The following is a 19987-nucleotide window of genomic DNA, read 5'->3' as shown; positions in this document are numbered from 1 at the left end:
GCATCGAGACACGAAATGTCTCAACCCTTCCTATAATCGGAGTCATTCCCGCCTATCCCCGCGCGCTATGACCTCCAGCCTCGACGAAGCCATCCTCCGCGTGTTGCCCACCGAACGGGACGCGACCGCCTGGCTCTCGACGCCCGAAATCCGCAGGCGTCTCGAAGAGCGCGGCCATCGCGTCGGCTATACGAAGAAGGTGCAGCGCCATCTGACCGCGCTCGAAGCCGATGCGCGCGTTGTGTCGATGCTCAACGGCCGCGAGTTGCTGTGGCAGCGCAAGCCGTGGCTGCACGGCCTGCAGGAAGGCGTCAGCGGCCTGATGAGCGCGTCGGAAGCGGTGGCGTTCCACATCCTTCAGCGCTTCGCGGGCAACAAGCTGCCTAACGCCGTGACGCGCGACATCGATCCGCTCTTCAAAGCGGCCGAATCGCGGCTGTCGCAGGAAAAGGCGGACAGCCGCATCTATCGCGCGTGGGCGGACAAGATCGATTCCGTCGACGGCTCGTTCACGCTGATTCGTCCGAAGCTGCGGCCGGAGATCTTTCAGACCGTCGCGACCGCCACTTTCTTCGAGCGCGAATTGCTCGTGCAGTATCGCCCCGCATACAAGGCGGAGCAAAAGCCCGAACAAGGCAACGATCCGAAGACGAAAACACTCTGGCCGCTCGCGCTCGTCGAATCGGCCGGCGTGATGTACATGGTCGCGCAAGATCCGAATCGCGCGCCGCGTCCGGAGAAAGGCGAGACGGAATGGATGCGCACGCTCTATCGGCTCGATCGCATTCGCTCGGTGACGGAGTCCGGCGAATCCTTCACGTACCCCGAAGATTTCAAGCTGCGCAAGTACATCGAAACGCAGCAGGTCTTCGACTTTCTGCCTGAGCCGCCCGTGCTGCTCGAACTCGCCTTCGAAGGCAATGCGGGCAATCAGTTGCGCGAATCGCCGATGTCGAAGGATCAGCAAATCGACGCCCTTCCCGATGGCCGCATGAAAGTCACGGGCACGGTCACGCCGAGTCTCAAGCTGCGCTGGTGGCTGCGCGCGCTGGGGGCGGGCGTCGAGATTCTCGCGCCGCAAGGTCTGCGCGATGAATTCGCGGACGACTATCGCAAGCTCGCGAGCCGCTATGGTCAGGTAGACGCGCAATGAACGACGCCGCGTTTTTCGAGCAAGCAGCCGAATGGATTCGTCATGCCGACGGCCTGCTGATCACCGCGGGCGCAGGTATGGGCGTCGATTCCGGACTGCCGGATTATCGCGGTCCCGAAGGCTTCTGGCGCGCCTATCCGGCGTTGCGGCATCACGGATTTTCGTTCGAGGAGATGGCGAATCCCGAAGGCTTCGTTCGCCATCCGCGGCTCGCGTGGGGCTTTTACGGGCATCGGCTCGCGCTGTATCGCGCGACCGCGCCGCATGACGGCTTTCATGTGCTGAAGCGCTGGGCCGCGCGCATGTCGCACGGCGCGTTCGTCTTCACGAGCAATGTCGATGGCCAGTTCCAGCGCGCGGGCTTCGCGCCCGAACGCATTGCCGAGTGTCACGGTGCGATCGACTCACTGCAATGCATCGACGCCTGCACGAACGACATCTGGTCCGCCGACAGCTTCGATCCGATCGTCGACGAGACGCGCTGCGAGCTCGTCAACGCGATGCCGCGCTGTCCGCATTGCCACGCGCTCGCGCGTCCGAACATCCTCATGTTCGGCGACTGGAACTGGATCGACACGCATTCGGCGCGGCAGGAGCAGAGGCTGGCCGCGTGGCTGCATGGCGTGGAAAACCTCGTGGTCGTCGAACTCGGCGCGGGCCGTGCGCTGCCGACGGTCCGGCGCTTCAGCGAGCGCAACGGGCCGCGCGTCATCCGCATCAATCCGCGCGAGCACGCGATTGCGCCGGGCTCGGGCGTAGGCATCGCCGGCGGCGCGCGCGAGACGCTGATGCGCCTCGACCGCATGCTTCAGCCCATGTAACGCACGTTGACCTGCGGTCCGAACACGTCGCGCACGATATCGACCAGATGATCGTGGTGGCTCAGAAAAATCACCTGCGTGCGTTTCGCGATCTGCGCGAGCACGCGCAGCCCGGCGCGCGCGCGGCCATCGTCGAAATTGATGAACAGATCGTCGGCGACGAACGGCAGCGCCGACGCCTTCTCACCATGCTCTTCCAGCGCCGCCAGCCGCAGCGCGAGATACAACTGATCGCGCGTGCCCTCGCTCATTCCTGCGATATCGACATGTTCGCCGCTCGCACGAACCGCCGACAGCGCCATCGGCTGCCGGTCGTAATCGACGACGAGCCGCGAGAAGGTATCGAGCGTGAGCGCCGAAAAGATCGCGCTCGCGCGTGAGAGCATCGGGCCCTGCCGACGCTCGCGATAGCGATCGATCGCCCACTTGAGCAGCGTCGATGCGGTCTCGACTTTCACGAAGCGCTCGGCGGCATCGGCCATTGCGGCAAGCGCTTCCTGGCGCTTCGCTTCGGCGCGCGCGGCATTCGCTTCGCCCGAAATGGCGTCGAGTTCGCGACGTGCGGCATCGAACGCGGTCGTGGTTTCGTTCGCGATTCGCACCGACTCGGACAGCGCCGCCCCGATGCGCGAAAGCTCGGCCGGCACGTTCGGCATGTCGGCGCCCTCCACTTCCGCGACGAGCTCGTCGAGCGACAGGCCATCGCCGCCCTTGATGAGCGCGGCGCGCGCGTCGTCCACCGCCGCGATCAGTGCCCGCTTTTTCTGCGATTGCGCGATCAGCGCCTGGAGCACGTCCGGTGTATCGACGCCGGCCAGATCATAGAGCGGACGCAGCGTCTCCTTCGCCTGTTCGACGTCGGCACGCGTCTGGTTCACCTGCTCGCTCGCCGACGCATGCGCCTTCTTCAATCGCTCCCGCTCGGCATGCGCCGCGGATGCGCGATCGAGGCGCGCTGACAGTTCCGTCGCGATTGTCTTCGCGCCTTGCGTCGCGAGCGATTCATCGAGTTCGCGCGCGAGCTGCGCCGCATCGGCGTCGAGTGCGGCGAGCGCCGCGCGCATCGCGTCGATCTGGCCGGTGCGCGTGGTTTCGATCTGCGTCAATTGCTCGCCGATCTTCTTCACGATATCGATGGCCGCTTCGGCCGCGGCCAGCGAATCCGACGCGTTCGCAAGGCCCGCCTTCGCGATGGCCGCCGACCACTCGCGCTGCCAGCGCGCGTACGATTCGCGGGCCGCTTTCGCGACGCCCTGCCGCGCGATTTGTTCAACCCGAGCTTCATCGAGTTGCGCGGCGACATTGCGGCGCGTCACCGTGGCTTCGTCGATGGCCGCGATATGCGCCTCGGCCATGTCGCACAGCATGCCGAGAGCGGCGTTCGCATCGGTGTGCGCGCCCGCCTCCGAAAGATGCCGCGCGAGCAAGTCGCGGCGCGTATCGGCATCGGCGGATTCGCGCGCGAGTTCCTCGGTGCGCGCGTCGAGCGTCTGCGCCGCGAGCAGCGCCTTGTCGCGCGCGGCGATCCACGACGGCGCATCGTCGAGCGGCATGTCCGCGATCTGCGATTGCGCGGCGAGCGCGCGCCACGCGTCGTCGAATGTCGCCAGCGCCGCTTCGGCTTCGCGCACGCTTTCCTCGCGCCGCGCGAGCGTCGATGCCTCGCTCGCGACGCGCCGTTTCAGCGCCGCGAGCTGCGTCGCGTGACCGACCGATCCAAGCTGACGATCGGCGAGGTCGTCGGCCGCGTGCATCGTGCTTTCGAAACCGGACGCGCCTTCATCGAGCGCGATATCGCCGGACCGGATCGCGGTCCACGCCGCATCGCGCGACGCGCGTGCGGCATGAACCTGATCGCCCGTCACGACATCGTGCGCTTCGACGAGCGCATCCAGTTCGCTGCGCGTCGCGTGAAGCGTGTCCTGCGCTTCCTTCGCGCGATCCGTGGCGAGGGTCAGCCGCGACGCGAGTTCCTGACGCTGCGTGCGCAACGCGGCAATGCGCTCGGCCGCCGGCAGCGTCATCGACTTCAATTCGGCGATCGGGCGCGACCATCGGCCAAGCGAGGCGATGCCCGCGTCGAGCGTCTGCTGCGCGTCGCGCGTCGCGTCTTCGAGGCGCTCTTTCGCCGCGTCCGAATCGCGATACTTTTGCGCGGCACGCAACGCGGCACGCAGACCCGGCGGCACATCGCCGCCCGCGATCGCCGCGAGCTTCGCGAGCTTCGCTTTCAGCGTGTCGATCTGCGCGGCGCTTTCGTCGGCGGCCTGATCCGCGTTGCGCGCGGCGAGTTCGAGTTCGCCGCGTTCGAGCATCAGGCTCGTGACCGTCTGGAGCGCGAGCGCGCCGGGCATCGTGCGGCGCACGTCCGCTTCGTCGTGCGGCCAGCCGAGTTGCGCGCCGTCCTGCGCGATCTGGCGCAGACGCATCGCGACTTCCTGTTCGAGCCGGGCAATATCGGTCGCGTGATGCGTGCAGCGCTGCTGCGTGGCGTCGAGCGCACGAATGCGTGCCTGTGCAGCGAGCAGCGCGTGATCGATGTGAATCGCGCTCAGTTCGGCGTGCAATTGCCCGGCTGCTTTCGCGTGGACGTCGAGCGCGCCTTGCGCGGTAGCGAGCCGCGTGAGTGCGTTTTGCAGCGTCGCCTCGGCGTTCGCGGGCAAATCGACGACTTCGCCCAGTTCGCGCAACTCCGCCGCCTTCTCGCGCCACACGTTCAGAAACGGCGCGACGCGCCGCACACGTTCCAGCTTGCCGCGCTGCGCTTCGAGTGCCGCGCGATGTGCGTCCTGTTCGCGGCGCTTTTCCTCCGCCTCTTCGACGGCGACATGCGCGCGCGTCCACTTCGCGGTTCGCACGCTAGCGAGCTTCAGTTCGTCGGTGGCTTCGTCGTATTGCTTCCGGCTGATGTTGTACGCGCAGCCCGACTTGCGCTTCGCCCACAGGCTGTCGGCTTCGTCCGCGAGACGCTGGCGCACGTCGCCCAAGCTCGCGATACCTGCCGCTGATTGAAACAGCACCTGCCCGACATCGCTCGACGCGTCGAGAATGCTCTGTCCGCCGCGAATCAGCGCCGTGTGATCGAGGCAGTACATCTGCTCGAAGAAGCTCTTGTCGGCCGCGCCGAGAAACGTCGCGAGCGCGTCGGCGGGAAGCGCGTCGCCGTTCGGCGCACTGAGCGACGATTTACGGCTCTTCGTGCGATGAAACGCGAAGGCTTCATCGCCCGTTTCGATCGACGCGCCGAGCCGCAAGTCGCTCTGCGGATGCACGAACGCGAGCGGCGAGCTGTGCGGCATGCCGAAGAGCAACTCGGAAATCGCGTTCTTGATGGTCGATTTGCCGGCCTCGTTCGGACCGACGACGAAGTGAAAGTCATGTTCCGCCGCCGGAAACTCGACGGCGTGATCGGTGAACTTGCCGTAGCGAATGAGTTCGAGCGTGCCGATGCGCATCGCTTACTCCGCGTCCGCCAGTTGCGCGATCAGTCCGGAGCGCACTTCGCCGACCAGCTTCGCGAGTTCGCCGTTGCGCACGTATTCGAGCTCGGGCACGGACTTCTGCAATTCGCTCGGAGCCTGCGATGCCAGCGCGATGAGTCTATCTTTCAGCATGCTCAGAAACTCCGGGTCGGATTCGGCTTCGATCAGCAGACCGTGAAGATCGGCGAGCGCATCGGTGCGGCCCGTCGACGGTTCGCTGTGCGCGAGCGGCTCGGTCGCGATCTTCACTTTTTCGAGCCACAGACGGTCGTGGCTGATCGCTGCGATCTGCGCGAGCACTTCGGCGCGCAGTTGCGTCTCCAGTCCGAACAGTTCGCCGTGCGCGCCAGTTGCGCCGGTGATCGTCACGCGCACCGCGTGCGGCACGGACGACGCCGCCGCTTCGACGAGCGCCTCAAGTGCGCGTCCGACCGCGAGCGCGACTTCATCGAGCGTGCTCGCCGACGATGCATCCACCGTGACCGCTTCCCAGCGCAGCACGTCGATGAAAAGCCGCTCGACGCTCACCTCTTCCGTGTCCGACACCGTGACGAGCACCGCGCCGCGCCGGCCCGTCTCGCGGATGTTGCGTCCTTGCAGATTGCCCGGAAACACGATGGTCGATGCGTCCTGCCAGATCGCGTAATCGTGGACGTGGCCGAGCGCCCAGTAGTGATATTCCTTCGCGTGCAATTCAGCGACGGAGCACGGCGCGTAACTCGCGTGCATCGAGCCACCTTCGAGCGCGGTATGCAGCACGCCGATGTTGAAGTACCCCGCGACAGGAGCCGGATACGAGGTGACGAGATTCGTCGTGACCGCTTTTTCCTTGAAGCTATGACCGTGCAACGCGACCTTCAGTGCGTCGATGCGAAAGGTCTGCGGCTTTCTCGTCGAGAACGTGTGGACGTTGTCGGGTAATTGAAGCTGGCTCGTCATTTCGCTTTCGGCATCGTGATTGCCGAACAGCACGTAGACAGGAACGCCCGCGCGTCGCAGGCGGCCCATTTCGCGGCAGAAGAAGATGCCCGTGTTGTGATCGCGCCAGGTGCCGTCGTACAGATCGCCGGCGATCACCATGAAATCGACCTGTTCGTCGACCGCCACCGACACGAGCTTCGAAAAGGCTTCGCGCGTGGCGTTGCGCAGCATGTCGGCGGGTGCGTCCGTGTAGGCGGAAAGGCCGTGCAGCGGGCTATCGAGGTGAATATCCGCGGCGTGAATGAAGCGCATGCTGTCTCCGTCAAAGGATGTCTTTCTGCCCGGACGATGGGACGACGATCATAGCAGCCGATCCGGACACATCGCGTCCCGATCGAAGTTGCGCATCCGGGACGCCGAATGTCCCGCGCCGCTCGCAGAATCGGCCGTTCGGATTCAACGCGACACGAGGATAACGATGAACGAAACACTCGAGCGGCACGCCACGATCACGAGCCCTTACACGCCCAGGAATGTCGATGCGGCGATCGTGCATCTGGAGCGCGTGCTGTCGGCGGAAGGCGCGAATTCGCTGTTCGGTCAGACCTACTGGCGCACGCGCGTCCAGCAGGTGAGCGCGACGCGCGGCCTGCAACACGGGCAGCGCGCGCGGCTGGAACGGCTGATGAAATTGCTGTCGGATGTGGGCTGCGTTCAGGCCTTCGAGCGCTGAACCGTCTGCGCCAGCGTGACGAATTCGGCCACCGGCACTTCTTCGGCGCGGCGCGTGAGATCGAAGCCAAGGGCATCGAAATCGATCGTGTCGCGATACGCGCCCAGGTTGTTGCGCAACACCTTGCGACGTTGCGCGAACGCGGCCTTCACGACATCGCTCAATACGGTTTCATCCACTTCGGGCAACTCGTGCGGCGCGAACGGAATCATGCGCACGATCGCGGAATTCACCTTCGGCGGCGGATTGAACGACTCGGGCGGCACGTCGATGAGCTTGTCCATCACGTAACGGTATTGCAGCATCACCGAGAGACGTCCGTAGTCTTTGCTCGCGGGCTCGGCGATCATGCGATCGACCACTTCGTCCTGCAGCATGAAGTGCTGGTCAATCACCTTGTGCGCGAACGCCGTCAGGTGAAACAGCAGCGGACTGGAAATGTTGTACGGCAGATTGCCGACGATGCGCAGCGTCGGCTTGTCCTTGTCCTCGCCTTCGAGCGCGAGCGACGCGAAATCGAAATCGAGCGCATCGGCGGAATGCACGACGAGCCTGTCGCCGAAACGCTTTTCCAGACGGCCGATCAGATCGCGGTCCAGCTCGACCGCGTGCAGCGGCGACTCGGGCGTGGCCAGCCGCTCGATCAGCGGCTCCGTGAGCGCCGCGAGTCCCGGCCCGATCTCCACCATGCGCTCGCCCCGCTTCGGCGCGATCACATCGACGATGGAATCGATCACGCCCTGATCGACGAGGAAGTTTTGCCCGAAGCGCTTGCGCGCGAAATGGCCTTGATGTTTGGTCGACATACTCGTTTGAATGAAGCGGCCGCGCGGCGCGAAATCAGGCCGCGCGTTTGTGACGCGCCATGGTGACGGCGGCGTCGATCGCGGCGATCATGCTGCCCGGATCGGCGCGGCCCGTGCCGGCGAGATCGAGCGCGGTGCCGTGATCCACCGACGTGCGGATGATCGGCAAGCCGAGCGTTACGTTGATGCCCTCGCCGAACGTCGCGTATTTCAGCACCGGCAAGCCCTGGTCGTGGAACATCGCGAGCACGCAATCGGCGTCTTTCAGATAGCGCGGCTGGAACAGCGTGTCGGCGGGATACGGCCCGGGCGCGTCGATGCCGAGCGCGCGCGCGCGTTCGAGCGCGGGCGTGATGACGTCGATTTCCTCGCGGCCCAGATAACCGTTCTCGCCCGCATGCGGATTGAGACCGGTGACGAGAATGCGCGGCGCGCGCAAGCCGAAATGCGCGCGCAGATCGTGATCGACGATGGCGAGCGTTTCGACAAGGCCGTCGATGCTGAGCGCCGCGGACACATCCTTCAGCGGCAAATGCGTGGTCGCGAGCGCGACGCGCAGCGGACGCTCGCTCGATCCCGCCAGCATCATCACGACGCGCGGCGTGTTCGTGCGCTCGGCGAGGTATTCGGTATGACCGGTGAAGGGAACGCCGGCATCGTTGATCGTGCTCTTTTGCAGCGGCGCGGTGACGATGGCGTCGAAACGGCCGGAAACAGCGCCGTCGATCGCGGCATCGAGCAGAGTCAGCACGTAGCGCCCGTTCGCGGCATTCAGCTTGCCGGGTTCGGCGGGCACGGCGAGCGCGTGATGCTCGATTGCGACCGTGCCGTGCGCCTCGGGCCAGCCCGCTCCGGCGCGCGTCTGGAGCAGCGCGCGATCGCCCAGCACCGTGAAGTGCGCCGACGGCCAGCGCTCGCGCGCCTGCCTGAGCGCCGCCGCCGTCAGTTCCGGGCCGACGCCGGCCGGCTCGCCGGTCGTGATGGCGATGGCGAGCGGCCGGGCGTCGGCGGTGCTCATGTTGTTACTGCGGCAGGGCAGCGATGCCCTTGTACTGCACGTACGCGGTGTCGCGCAGTTCGCGCAGCCAGTCGGAATACGCCTGCTCGGCCTTGCGCTGGCCGATCGCCTGACGCGCGATGTCGAGCTGCTGCGACGCCGATCCTTCCGCTTCGCGACGGCCGAGCACCTGAATCAGGTGATAGCCGTACTCGCTTCGCACCGGATCGCTGACGGCGCCGTCCTGGAGATTGTTCATCGCGCGCTCGAACTCGGGCACGGTCTCGCCCGGGCTGATCCAGCCGAGATCGCCGCCCTGCGACGCCGAGCCGTCCTGCGAATAGGTGCGCGCGAAGTTGGCGAAATCGCCGCCCGACGCGACTTGCTGCTTGATGTCGAGCAGTTTCTGGCGTGCGGCTTGTTCGGACATGCCGTCCGACACGCGCAGCAGGATGTGGCGCACGTGCGTCTGCACGAGCTTGGGCGCATCGGCGGCGGTGCCCTGACTCGCGCGGCGATCCACCAGCTTGATAATTTCGAAACCGCCGTCGGTGCGCAAAAGCGTCGGGACGACCTGGCCCGGTCGCAACGTCGACACGGCATTCACGATGCCCGCCGGCAACGTGCCGGGCGTGCGGAAACCGAGATCGCCGCCCTTGCTGGCGTCGGTGTCCTGCGAGTTCTGCTTGGCGAGCTTCGCGAAATCCTCGCCGCCTTGCGCCTGCTTGAGCACGGCATCGGCCTGGGCCTGCACCTTCGCGACTTCGCCCTGAGGCGCGTCCGACGGGAGCTTGAACATGATGTGCTGAAGGCGCAGATCGCTCGTATTGCGCGCGCCCGGACCGCGCTGGCTGGCGATGTAGTTCGCCACTTCGCCGTCGGACACGGTGATCTTGCTGTCGACTTCCTTCTCGCGCAGCTTCGAAAGCGTGAGCTCCGTGCGTGCGTCGCGCGTGAAGGTGGACCAGGGCACGCCCTGCGCCTCGATGCGCGAGCGATACACGTCGAGCGTCATCTGGTTTTGCTGCGCGAGACGCGCGAGCGTACGGTTGACCGTGGCATCGTCGATGGCGATGCCGTCTTCCTTCGCCTTCTGAAGCTGAATGCGCTCGAGTACCATCTGATCGAGCACTTGCCGCTGCATCTGGTCCGCGGGCGGCACGGGCGCGTTCTGCTGCTGGAGACGCTTGACGATGAGCGTCGTGCGGTCTTGCAACTCGCGCTGCGTGATAACGCCGTCGTTCACCACCGCGACGACTGAATCGGCGACCTGCGCATTGCGATTCGACAACGCCTGCGCACCGGCCGGCGAACTCAGGATCAGCGCGCCAGCGAGCACGCCCGCTGCGATTGCCGTCGATCGAAACATATTCACGTTTGCCACAGATACTCCATCAAATACGGGCTTCACCCGTTTGTGTCCTGCTTGAATGTGCTGCACTGCGCGGCTCCTGGCCGCTCTTCACTGCCTGACGTTGGATGCCGCACGCGGCCGCCCGTTCCGGCCTTACTCGTAATCGCTGTACCGGGAGAGCGGCGGCGCCGCTGGCGGCGGCGGCTGATAACCCTGGACGCTCGCGCGGAACGCGCTGACGAGACCGTTGTCGACGTTCGACAAGCCCTTGAACGTCAATTGCGCGAGCACGCGCGTGCCGGACGAAGGCTGGCCCTGCGTGTTCACGCCGTTGGCGTAACGCTGCATGCCGAAGCCCAACGCCCAGCAGTCGGCATCGTACTGGAAGCCCAGGAGCCCGTCGACGAGACGATGGCTCGCGAGATCGTAATTTACGCGGCCGACGGCATAGAGGCGATTCGTGAGCGGCCACTCGGCCGATAGCAGGATCTGGTTGATCGGCTCGTTCACCAGCGTGGTCTGGTTCGAACGCGTGTAGCGGTAGCCGATGTTGATCACCTTGCGTTCCGCCGGACTGAACGCAAAACCGATGCTCGAGCGCACAAGCTGGTTGTTGTCCACATTATATTGGAACGCGGTTTCCGAGGCGAAACCAGCGCCCAGCTTGATGGCCGCGCCCGCGATCAGGTCCGAGTGCTTTGCCTGTTCGGGCAACTGGCCCGGCGTGATCGTGACGCGCTGACTCTGGAAATAATACTGCTGCGCGATGACGAAACGCGCGCGCTCGTCGCCCGTCGCCGGATTGATGAAGCGCGTCGTCAGGCCTGCCGTGATGCGGTTCGCGTCCGCGATGCGGTCGTTGCCGACGAATGTGTTCGGCGTGTAGATCTCGGCGAGGCCGAAGTCGGCTTCGGATGTATCGAAAATCGGCGCGAAGTCCTGATTGTGATACGGCGTGTAGACGTAGTAGAGCCGCGGCTCCAGCGTCTGGATGTAATCCTGGCCGAAGAGCCGGACCGAGCGGTCGAACACGAGGCCCGTGTCGAAGCTGACGGTCGGAATCGACTCGGTGAAATTCTTCGGCTGCCCCGTCACCGGCGGCGACGAGCCCGCCACCTGGGTCGTCGCGATATGGCTCAGGTCGTAGGACGCGAAGTGCCATTGCACCTTCGGCGTGACGAAGTAACCCGGCGCGTTGATCCCGTAACTCAGATACGGGTTGAAGTACAGGCGGTTGCCGTCTGTGGCGCCGTCGGTCGTGATCGTGAAGCGCGTCGCGTCCAGTTCCGCGCCGTAGTCGAAGCCGCCGACGTTGTACTTGCTGTACTGAACGTTCACCTGCGGCTCGCGCGCGTAGGGCGGAACCGACGGCTGCAGCGTCTGCCAGCGCTGTTCGCGCGCGATTACCGACCACGGGCCGTTGTTGTACGTGAGCCCTGCTTCCTGCTGATACAGCAACTGCGTGCCGTTCAGGAACTGATTCGACGCGTTGCCCAGGTCTTCCGGATATTGATCGTCCGAAACCTTGTTGTAATTGACATAGCCGCCGAAGCCATTGCCGAAGTTCTGCCGATGCTGCCAGAAGATCGCATAGCGATTCGTGTGCGTCTGGCGGTCGTCCGGCAGATAGTCGCCGGTGAACGACCCGGAATACGTCGGCGACAGATACCGGTACGTCGCCTCTCCGAGTACGCCGCGCCGCGTCATGATGCGCGGCGTGACGGTCAGATCGCGATTCGGCGCGATATTGAAATAGTACGGGATCGTCGCTTCGAAGCCGGTCGTCGAGCTGAGCGAGAAGGTCGGCGGCAACAGGCCGCTGCGACGATCGCTCGTAAGCGGAAACGACAGCCACGGGCTGCCGAAAACCGGCACGCCCTGGAAGAACAGCACGCCGTTATGCGCGACGCCCTCTTCGGCGCCGGTGTCGAAATCGAACGACGTGCCCTTGATGTACCACGCCGGATCGGATTCGCACTGACAGGCGGTGTAGGTGCCGTGATCGATGCGCGCGCGCTCGTCGTCGATCATGTCGGCGCGCTCGGCGCTGCCCGAGCCGCCCGTCACGTTGAAATGGTACTTCGGGTTCGTCATGAACCCTTCGTTGGCCTCGACCTTCAGATGCGCTTCCGGACCGATGAACGACACGCCGTTGTCGATCAGCCTGACATTGCCGAAAGCATCGGCCATGTCCGTATCCTGGTCGTAATGCAGCGCGTCGCCCTTGATGACCGTCACCGTGCGCCGGATCTCCGCCGATCCCTTCGCCGCCATGTCTTCGTCGGTGGTGCCCGTCGCCTTGTCGCTCAGGAAGAAGGTCGAAGGCTGCTGGCCGTTTTGCAGCGGACGCTCTTCGAGTTGCGGCGCGAGGCGCAGACTGCCGGGGCCGTCGAGCGGCTGAGGATACGCGGCGTCGCCCGAGAGCTGGGCGTGCGCGAGAGCCGGCATCAGGCCCGGAACGGATAGAAGCGCGACGACGAGCCGCCGCCTGCGTGGCTGAGCGTCGCCTTGGGTTTTCGATACGGGAAACTGTCGTGGCGGCATGTATGGGTGGCGGTTCGATCCCGTTCGCGTCCCACGCGCCGATGCCGCCGGGCAGGCGGCCGCGCCCTTTCCGCAGTCACGAGCTTGACGGTCCGTTGTTAAGCAGGGACGACACTCGATCGAACGGTGACGCTCACGGTCGTCGGGGGCCTGGCGCCAGGCGTGAAACGGATCGCTTAAAAAAGTCGTGGGGTATTATATGGCAAGATGTTTGGCCCCTCGAATTTATGACGCATATTCCTTCCGACGCCCGCCTGAATCAGCTCCGCTCATGGCTTGAAAATTTCGCCGGACGCTACCGGCTGAATGTCGCCAGTCTCGCCCCCGCTTCCGCCGATGCAAGCTTCCGTCGCTATTTCCGGCTGCAGAGCGATTCGGAGCATGGCAAGACGCTCATCGCCGTCGATGCGCCGCCGCCCGAGAAATGCCGCGAGTTCGTGCAGGTCGCCGGGCTGCTCGAAGCGGCGAACGTGCACGTGCCGAAAATCCTCGAAGCCGATTTCGACGCCGGCTTCATGCTCGTGACGGATCTCGGCACCACGACTTACATGTCCGTTCTCGACGAAAAAAACGCGCGCCCGATGATGCGCGCCGCGATCGACGCGCTGAGCCGCTTCCAGCAAACCGCGCGCGAAGGCGTGCTGCCGCCTTTCGACGAGGCGTTCCTGCGGCGCGAGATGGAGTTGATGCCCGAGTGGTTCATCGGCCGCCATCTGGGCCGCGAAGTCACCGCCGACGAACGCAAGACCCTCGACCACACCTTCACGCTGCTCGTCCGGAGCGCGCTCGCTCAGCCGCAGACCTTCATGCTGCGCGATTTCATGCCGCGCAATCTGATGGTGTGCGAGCCGAATCCGGGCGTGCTGGATTTTCAGGACGCGGTGTACGGGCCGATCACCTACGACATGGCGTCGTTGATGCGCGACGCCTTCGTCAGCTGGGAAGAAGCCTTTCAGCTCGATTGCGTCGCCTATTACTGGGAACGCGCGAAGAAGGCCGGACTTCCCGTCGATGCGGATTTCGGCGAGTTCTACCGTCAGCTCGAATGGATGGGCCTGCAGCGGCACATCAAGGTGCTCGGGCTGTTCGCGCGCATCCATTATCGCGACGGCAAGCCGCAATATCTCGCCGATCTGCCGCGCTTCATCGGCTATGCGCGCAAGGTTGCCGAGCGCTACGCGCCGCTGTGGCCGTTCGCGCGTCTGCTCGATTCGCTGGAAGGCCGCGCGATCGAAGTCGGTTACACCTTTTGAGTTCACGATGACGCACGCTTTGAAGACGGCGATGATCTTCGCCGCCGGCCGTGGCGAACGCATGCGCCCGCTCACCGATACGTGTCCGAAACCGTTGCTCGAAGTTGCCGGCAAACCGCTTATCGTGTGGCAGATCGAGCGCCTTGCGGCGGCGGGCGTCGGGACGATCGTCATCAATCATGCATGGCTCGGCGAGCAGATCGAGGCCTCGCTTGGGAACGGTTCGCGCTGGGGCGTCGAGCTACGGTATTCGCCGGAAACCGAGGCGCTGGAGACGGCGGGCGGCATCGCGCAGGCGCGGCATCTGATCGGGGACGGCGTGTTCATCGCGGTCAGCGGCGACGTATTCTGCGATTTCAATTATTCGACCTTGCGCGACCACGCCGAAGCACTGAAGGCGCGTGCAGAACCCGGCATGCATCTCGTGATGGTGCCGAATCCGCCGTTTCACCCGAAAGGCGATTTCGCCTTGTGCGACGGCGTGCTCGCACTCGAAGGCGAGCCCCGTTACACGTTCGGCAACATCGGCCTGTATGACACGCGCATGTTCCGCGATCTCGCGCCCGGAACGCGCCGCGCGCTGACGCCGTACTACCGCGAAACGATCGCGGGCGGGCGCGCGAGCGGCGAACGCTACGAAGGCCGCTGGGAAAACGTCGGCACACCCGCGCAACTTCGCGCACTCGACGACGAACTGCGGACCCTCTGAACGGCGGCGCGCGTCGGGGATTGGGACGCATCCGATGGTAAAATGCGCGGTTCTCCCGTCTTTGCCTTCCGGCCGCGCCCGCAATCATGTCCGATACCCGTCCCGATACCCTCTTCGCGCTCACCGCGCTCTCGCCGCTCGACGGCCGCTATGCCGCCAAGACAGAAGCCCTGCGCGAATGGCTCTCCGAAGCCGCGTTCATGCGGCATCGCGTGACGGTCGAGATTCACTGGCTGATCGCGCTGTCGCGCGCCGGTTTCGCCGAAGTGCCGCGCTTTTCCGAAGCGTCCGAGCAATTCCTGCTGAGCCTCGCCGAGCGCTTCACCGCGCACGACGCCGCGCGTATCAAGGACATCGAGCGCGTCACGAATCATGATGTGAAGGCCGTCGAATACTGGCTCAAGGAGTCGGTCAAGGGCCAGCCGGAACTGGAGCGTGCGAGCGAGTTCATCCACTTCGCGTGCACGTCTGAAGATATCAACAACACGTCGCACGGCCTGATGCTCGCCGGCGCGCGCGAACACGTGATCCTGCCGGCGCTGCGCTCGGTGTACGAGCGCCTCGTGAAGCTGGCGCACGCGCAAGCCGAACAGCCGATGCTCTCCCGCACGCACGGCCAGCCCGCGAGCCCGACGACGCTCGGCAAGGAAATCGCCAACGTTGCAGCGCGTCTTGCGCGCGCGATCCAGCGCATCGAGAAGGTCGAACTGCTCGGCAAGATGAACGGCGCGGTCGGCAACTTCAACGCGCATTTGTCGGCGTATCCGGAATTCGACTGGGAAGCGTTCTCGAAGGATGTAGTCGAGAATCGGCTGAAGCTCACGTTCAATCCGTACACGATCCAGATCGAGCCGCACGACTACATGGCCGAACTGTTCGACGCGGTGGCCCGCGCGAATACGATCCTGCTCGACCTCGATCGCGACGTGTGGGGCTATATTTCGCTCGGCTATTTCAAGCAGAAGCTGAAGGCCGGCGAAATCGGCTCGTCGACGATGCCGCACAAGGTCAATCCGATCGACTTCGAGAATTCGGAGGGCAATCTCGGCCTCGCAAACGCGACGCTGCGCCATCTCTCCGAGAAGCTGCCGGTCTCGCGCTGGCAGCGCGATCTGACGGATTCGACCGTGCTGCGCAATATCGGCGTCGCGTTCGGCTATTCGCTGCTTGCATACGACGCGCTGATCCGCGGTCTCGACAAGCTCGAAGTGAATGCCGCGCGCCTGAACGAAGATCTCGACAACACGTGGGAAGTGCTCGCCGAGCCGGTGCAGACGGTGATGCGCCGTTTCGGCATCGAGAATCCGTACGAGCAGCTGAAGGAGCTGACGCGCGGCAAGGGCATCACGCGCGAGGCGCTGCAGACGTTCATCGCGGGTCTCGCGATTCCCGCCGACGCGAAGAAGCTGCTGCTGGAAATGACGCCGGGTTCGTACATCGGCAAGGCGGTCGAGTTGGCGAAGCGGATCGCCTGACGCCGGCCACGTCCCGACAATGAGAAAGGCCCCACGTTCTGCGACGTGGGGCCTTTTCTCTTGCTGAAGCGCGCGTTCAGCGCGTCTTCAGTTCCTCAATCACGATATCGACGATTTCCTCGGGCGTGTGCTCGATGCTCACGATGATCGCCTCGTCCTCGCCCGGCGGTTCGAGCGTTTCGAGCTGGCTTTTAAGCAGCGACGGATCGAAGAAATGGCCAGTGCGCGACCCGAGCCGATGATGCAGGACCTCGAATGTGCCTTCCAGATAGACGAAGCACACGTCCTTGTCGTTCTCACGCAGGACGTCGCGATACGAGCGTTTCAACGACGAGCACGTAAACACCGCCGTTTCGCCCGCGCCCTGCTTCTCCTCGATCGCGGCGCGAATCGTCTTCAACCACGGCCAGCGGTCTTCGTCGGTCAAGGGTATGCCCTTGTGCATCTTCTCCTTGTTGGCGGCGCTGTGAAACGCGTCGCCGTCGGTGAACGAGCAGTGCAAGCGCTCCGCCAGCAATTCGCCGATGAGAGACTTGCCGGCCCCCGACACGCCCATTGCGATCAGAATCATCGAACTCTCCTTACACGAACGCCGCAAGCACGAAGGTCAAACCGAGTCCCATCAATGAAATGATGGTTTCGAGCAGCGACCAGGTCTTGAACGTCTGTCCGACCGTCATCCCGAAATACTCTTTGATCAGCCAGAAGCCACCATCGTTCACATGCGAGAAGATCAGCGAGCCGGAGCCGGTGGCGAGCACCAGCAGTTCCGGGCTCGTATGGCCGCCCGCCGCGGCGGCGATCGGCGCGACGATGCCGCATGCGGTCGTCATCGCGACCGTCGCCGAGCCCGTCGCGAGACGGATCAGCGCGGCGACGAACCAGCCGAGCAAGAGCGGCGACAGGCTTGCCGACGACGCCGTCGCGACGATCTGCTGCGAGATGCCGCTATCGCGCAGAACTTGGCCGAAACCGCCGCCCGCACCGACGATCAGCGTGATGCCCGCGATCGGCGCCAGACACTCGCCGCAGAACTTCTGAATCTGCTCGCGGTTGAAGCCCTGCTTCGCGCCGAAGGTCCAGAAGCTGACCAGCACGGCGATCAGAAGCGCCATATCCGACTGGCCGATAAAGCGCAGCAAATCGTTCGGCAATGTTTTCGGCGTGAAGACCAGATCCGCCCAGCTTCCGATCAGCATCAGAATCACCGGCAGCAGAATCGTGAACAGCGTGATGCCGAAGCTCGGCAGATCGTGCTTTTTCTCGGTGTCACCGTGTTTTTGGGTGAACTGGTCGGCGAGCGCGTTGGCATCCGACAGTTTGATGTACTTGTGGATCATCAGCGCGAACAGCGGGCCCGCGACGATTGCTGTCGGCACACCGACGATCAGACCGTACGCAATCGTCTTGCCGATATCCGCGTGATACGCCTGCACCGCGAGCAATGCGGCCGGGTGCGGGGGAATCAGACCGTGCACGACCGAAAGGCCCGCGACCATCGGTAAGCCGATCAGCAGCAGCGACTTGCCGGTGCGTCGCGCGACGTTGAACGCGATAGGAATCAGCAGCACGAAGCCCACTTCGAAGAACACCGGCAAGCCGACGATGATCGCGACGACCATCATCGCCCAGTGGATGTTCTTTTCGCCGAATAGATTGATCAGCGTATTGGCGATGCGCTCGGCGCCGCCCGATTCGGCCATCATCTTGCCGAGCATCGTGCCAAGACCCACGACGACGGCAATATGGCCGAGCGTATTGCCGTTGCCGGTTTCGAACGACTTGACGATTTTGTCCATCGGCATGCCGACCGCGAGGGCCAGCAACACGGACACGATCATGAGGACGAGGAACGGGTAAACCTTATAGCGTGCGATCATCAGGATCAGAACCGCGATCGCGATCACCGCGTAGAGCAGCAGCATGCTCCCGTGGACGGCTGGCATAACGCCTCCTTGATTTGTTGAGGTTTTTTGCGCTATGTATGCGTTTGCCGTCGCTGCACTGCACACATGAGCAATGTCCGGCAAGCGCGAACACGGCGCTGGGCAACGGAATTCTACTTGTAAGCGAGGCAATTGGCCGGGGAAATGGCCTTCGCAAAATTATGAGCGACTCGCACGGCTATTCGCTCGAAGTCCGGACACGCGAAGATCAGCATAGGGGACGGCCACAAGGCCGTACCCCTGCCACACCACCCGGCATGCGGGTCCGCACCGGGCGGTTCGGGAAGTTGAGGTCAGCAGAGCCGGGGGACGCCAAGCCGGTCGAAGTAAGCGATGGTCATCACGCGCTTGAGCAGCCGGTCGCTGTTGCGCCACCAGCGACGACTGTTAGCCGCCACCTGTCGCGCCACATCGGCCGGTGCAGCCAGCGCGCGCAGTTCCCGGTAGATGGTTGAGCCACGGCGCCAGTGCTTGAGCTGGATGGCGCGCAACCGATGGAGCAGCCACTCGTCCAATAAACGCCAGACCTTCGGTGTCTGCGCCAACCGGAAGTAAGCCTTCCACCCCAGCACATAAACCCGCAGCCTTTCCAGCACGTCCTTCATGCTGCGCCCGCCATTACGACGGGTCAGTTCACGAATGCGGTGCCTGAACGTCAGCAGCGCTTTGAGCGCCACCTTGCGTTTCACGACCCCGCCGGGCGCTACCCACAGGCTGTAGCCCAGAAACTTGCGACCAAATACACTCGCCACCGCGCTTTTGGGCTCGTTGACCTTCAGGCGCAGTCGACCATACAGGCGTCGCAACAGCGTCATCACCCGCTCGCCTGCGCGACGACTACGAACATAGACGTTCGCATCGTCGGCGTAACGTGCAAAGCAATGACCCCGCCGCTCCAGTTCCTTATCCACCTCGTCAAGCAGCACGTTGGCCAGCAACGGCGATAGCGGCCCGCCCTGCGGCGTGCCCTGATCCCGCTGCTGGAACATCCCGTCATCCATGATGCCGCTGTTCAGATACGCACGGATCAGCCGGATCACGCCCGCATCATCGATTCGTTTCTGTAGACGGTCGATCAGAATGTCGTGGTTGACCCGGTCGAAGAACTTCTCCAGGTCAACATCCATCACGACTCGCCGACCCGACTGCACGTACGATTGCGCGGCTAACACCGCGTCGTGCGCACGCCGTCCAGGACGAAAGCCGTAGCTGTGCTCGCTGAAGGTGGGATCCAGAATCGGTTGCAGCACTTGCAGCAGCGCCTGCTGGATCAGCCGGTCCGTCACCGTCGGGATGCCGAGCTCGCGCTCGCCTCCGTCCGGTTTCGGTATCGTCACCCGTCGCACCGGACTGGGCCGGTACTTCCCCTTGAGCAACTGTTCGCGGATCGCAGGCCACGCGCTCACCAGATGACGCGACGTCTGATCAATGTCCAGACCATCCACGCCAGCGGCGCCCTTGTTGGCCCGCACCCGTTTGAACGCCTGCTTCAGGTTCTCTCTCGTCAGCGCCGCTTCCAGCAGCGCTGAGCCTATGTCCCCGGATTCATGTCGCGGGCCGCAGGCTTCGTCGCTCACCGGCATAGGCGCAGCTTCACCGCGCGTGGCTCCCGTTCGCCCCGCTTGCGCGGGCATCTGACGCAATACCTGTCGCATCGACATGACGCTGGACACTCCCTCCCGTTTGGCCCTTCGTCACTAGCTTCGGCCTCATCGACCTGTCCTGTGACTACTATGGCCGCTGCTGACTTCTCGCTCCGGCTCGACACCGTCGCCCTTTCAGGCATGAGGCGA

At 64.2% G+C, this 19987-nt stretch carries 15 protein-coding genes; 6 read left to right on the top strand and 9 right to left on the bottom strand.

What is annotated here, in order from left to right:
• The first annotated feature begins 67 nt into the window (after positions 1–67).
• Both PQR08_RS06790 and PQR08_RS06785 read left to right on the top strand, forming a co-directional pair.
• The gene (locus tag PQR08_RS06790; RefSeq protein ID WP_408161135.1) at positions 68–1153 is read left to right on the top strand and encodes a helix-turn-helix transcriptional regulator; all 1086 of its coding nucleotides are present in this window, start codon (positions 68–70) and stop codon (positions 1151–1153) included.
• The gene (locus PQR08_RS06785) at positions 1150–1974 is read left to right on the top strand and encodes an SIR2 family NAD-dependent protein deacylase (protein WP_408161134.1); all 825 of its coding nucleotides are present in this window, start codon (positions 1150–1152) and stop codon (positions 1972–1974) included. Before PQR08_RS06790 ends, PQR08_RS06785 begins: the two co-directional genes overlap by 4 nt.
• Here the strand turns inward: PQR08_RS06785 and PQR08_RS06780 are convergent.
• Both PQR08_RS06780 and PQR08_RS06775 read right to left on the bottom strand, forming a co-directional pair.
• Entirely contained in the window at positions 1962–5429 is a 3468-nt protein-coding gene (locus tag PQR08_RS06780) for an ATP-binding protein (RefSeq protein WP_408161133.1), read from the bottom strand. The two genes, PQR08_RS06785 and PQR08_RS06780, sit on opposite strands and share 13 nt — an antisense overlap.
• Before the next feature lie 3 nt (positions 5430–5432).
• Positions 5433–6689, bottom strand: a complete 1257-nt coding sequence (locus PQR08_RS06775) for a metallophosphoesterase family protein (RefSeq protein ID WP_250484107.1) — start codon at positions 6687–6689, stop codon at positions 5433–5435.
• A gap of 166 nt (positions 6690–6855) precedes the next feature.
• On the opposite strand from PQR08_RS06775, the gene PQR08_RS06770 reads away from it, so the two are divergent.
• A complete protein-coding gene (locus PQR08_RS06770; protein WP_035500939.1) occupies positions 6856–7110 on the top strand; it encodes a hypothetical protein in 255 nt (84 codons plus the stop codon).
• On the opposite strand, the gene rsmA is transcribed toward PQR08_RS06770, so the two are convergent.
• The 4 genes from rsmA to PQR08_RS06750 all read right to left on the bottom strand — a co-directional run bounded on the left by rsmA (position 7092) and on the right by PQR08_RS06750 (position 12811).
• Positions 7092–7916 (bottom strand): 16S rRNA (adenine(1518)-N(6)/adenine(1519)-N(6))-dimethyltransferase RsmA, encoded by an 825-nt coding sequence (rsmA, locus tag PQR08_RS06765; RefSeq protein WP_250484108.1) that lies wholly within the window; start codon positions 7914–7916, stop codon positions 7092–7094. The two genes, PQR08_RS06770 and rsmA, sit on opposite strands and share 19 nt — an antisense overlap.
• Positions 7917–7950: 34 nt before the next feature.
• A complete protein-coding gene (gene pdxA / locus PQR08_RS06760; protein ID WP_408161131.1) occupies positions 7951–8934 on the bottom strand; it encodes a 4-hydroxythreonine-4-phosphate dehydrogenase PdxA in 984 nt (327 codons plus the stop codon).
• 4 nt (positions 8935–8938) lie between these two features.
• Positions 8939–10282, bottom strand: a complete 1344-nt coding sequence (locus PQR08_RS06755; RefSeq protein WP_187606139.1) for a peptidylprolyl isomerase — start codon at positions 10280–10282, stop codon at positions 8939–8941.
• 138 nt (positions 10283–10420) lie between these two features.
• Positions 10421–12811 (bottom strand): LPS-assembly protein LptD, encoded by a 2391-nt coding sequence (locus tag PQR08_RS06750; protein ID WP_408161130.1) that lies wholly within the window; start codon positions 12809–12811, stop codon positions 10421–10423.
• A 227-nt stretch (positions 12812–13038) separates the two neighbouring features.
• On the opposite strand from PQR08_RS06750, the gene PQR08_RS06745 reads away from it, so the two are divergent.
• The 3 genes from PQR08_RS06745 to purB all read left to right on the top strand — a co-directional run bounded on the left by PQR08_RS06745 (position 13039) and on the right by purB (position 16248).
• On the top strand, positions 13039–14064 hold the full coding sequence (locus PQR08_RS06745) for an aminoglycoside phosphotransferase family protein (protein ID WP_408161129.1): 1026 nt from the start codon (positions 13039–13041) through the stop codon (positions 14062–14064).
• Between the two features lie 7 nt (positions 14065–14071).
• On the top strand, positions 14072–14773 hold the full coding sequence (gene murU, locus PQR08_RS06740; protein ID WP_408161128.1) for an N-acetylmuramate alpha-1-phosphate uridylyltransferase MurU: 702 nt from the start codon (positions 14072–14074) through the stop codon (positions 14771–14773).
• An 86-nt stretch (positions 14774–14859) separates the two neighbouring features.
• Entirely contained in the window at positions 14860–16248 is a 1389-nt protein-coding gene (gene purB, locus PQR08_RS06735) for an adenylosuccinate lyase (RefSeq protein ID WP_187606026.1), read from the top strand.
• 76 nt (positions 16249–16324) lie between these two features.
• Here the strand turns inward: purB and PQR08_RS06730 are convergent, their stop codons facing one another.
• The 3 genes from PQR08_RS06730 to ltrA all read right to left on the bottom strand — a co-directional run bounded on the left by PQR08_RS06730 (position 16325) and on the right by ltrA (position 19855).
• Entirely contained in the window at positions 16325–16819 is a 495-nt protein-coding gene (locus PQR08_RS06730; protein WP_408161127.1) for a gluconokinase, read from the bottom strand.
• Positions 16820–16829: 10 nt separating this feature from the next.
• A complete protein-coding gene (locus tag PQR08_RS06725; protein WP_408161125.1) occupies positions 16830–18194 on the bottom strand; it encodes a GntP family permease in 1365 nt (454 codons plus the stop codon).
• A 293-nt stretch (positions 18195–18487) separates the two neighbouring features.
• Positions 18488–19855, bottom strand: coding sequence for a group II intron reverse transcriptase/maturase (ltrA, locus tag PQR08_RS06720; protein ID WP_408161124.1), 1368 nt, complete (start codon positions 19853–19855; stop codon positions 18488–18490).
• Positions 19856–19987: the final 132 nt, after the last annotated feature.

It is taken from the genome of Caballeronia jiangsuensis (genome assembly GCF_046030135.1).
Taxonomy (GTDB): Bacteria; Pseudomonadota; Gammaproteobacteria; order Burkholderiales; family Burkholderiaceae; genus Caballeronia; species Caballeronia jiangsuensis.
This window is presented reverse-complemented; position numbering and strand designations above follow the sequence as displayed.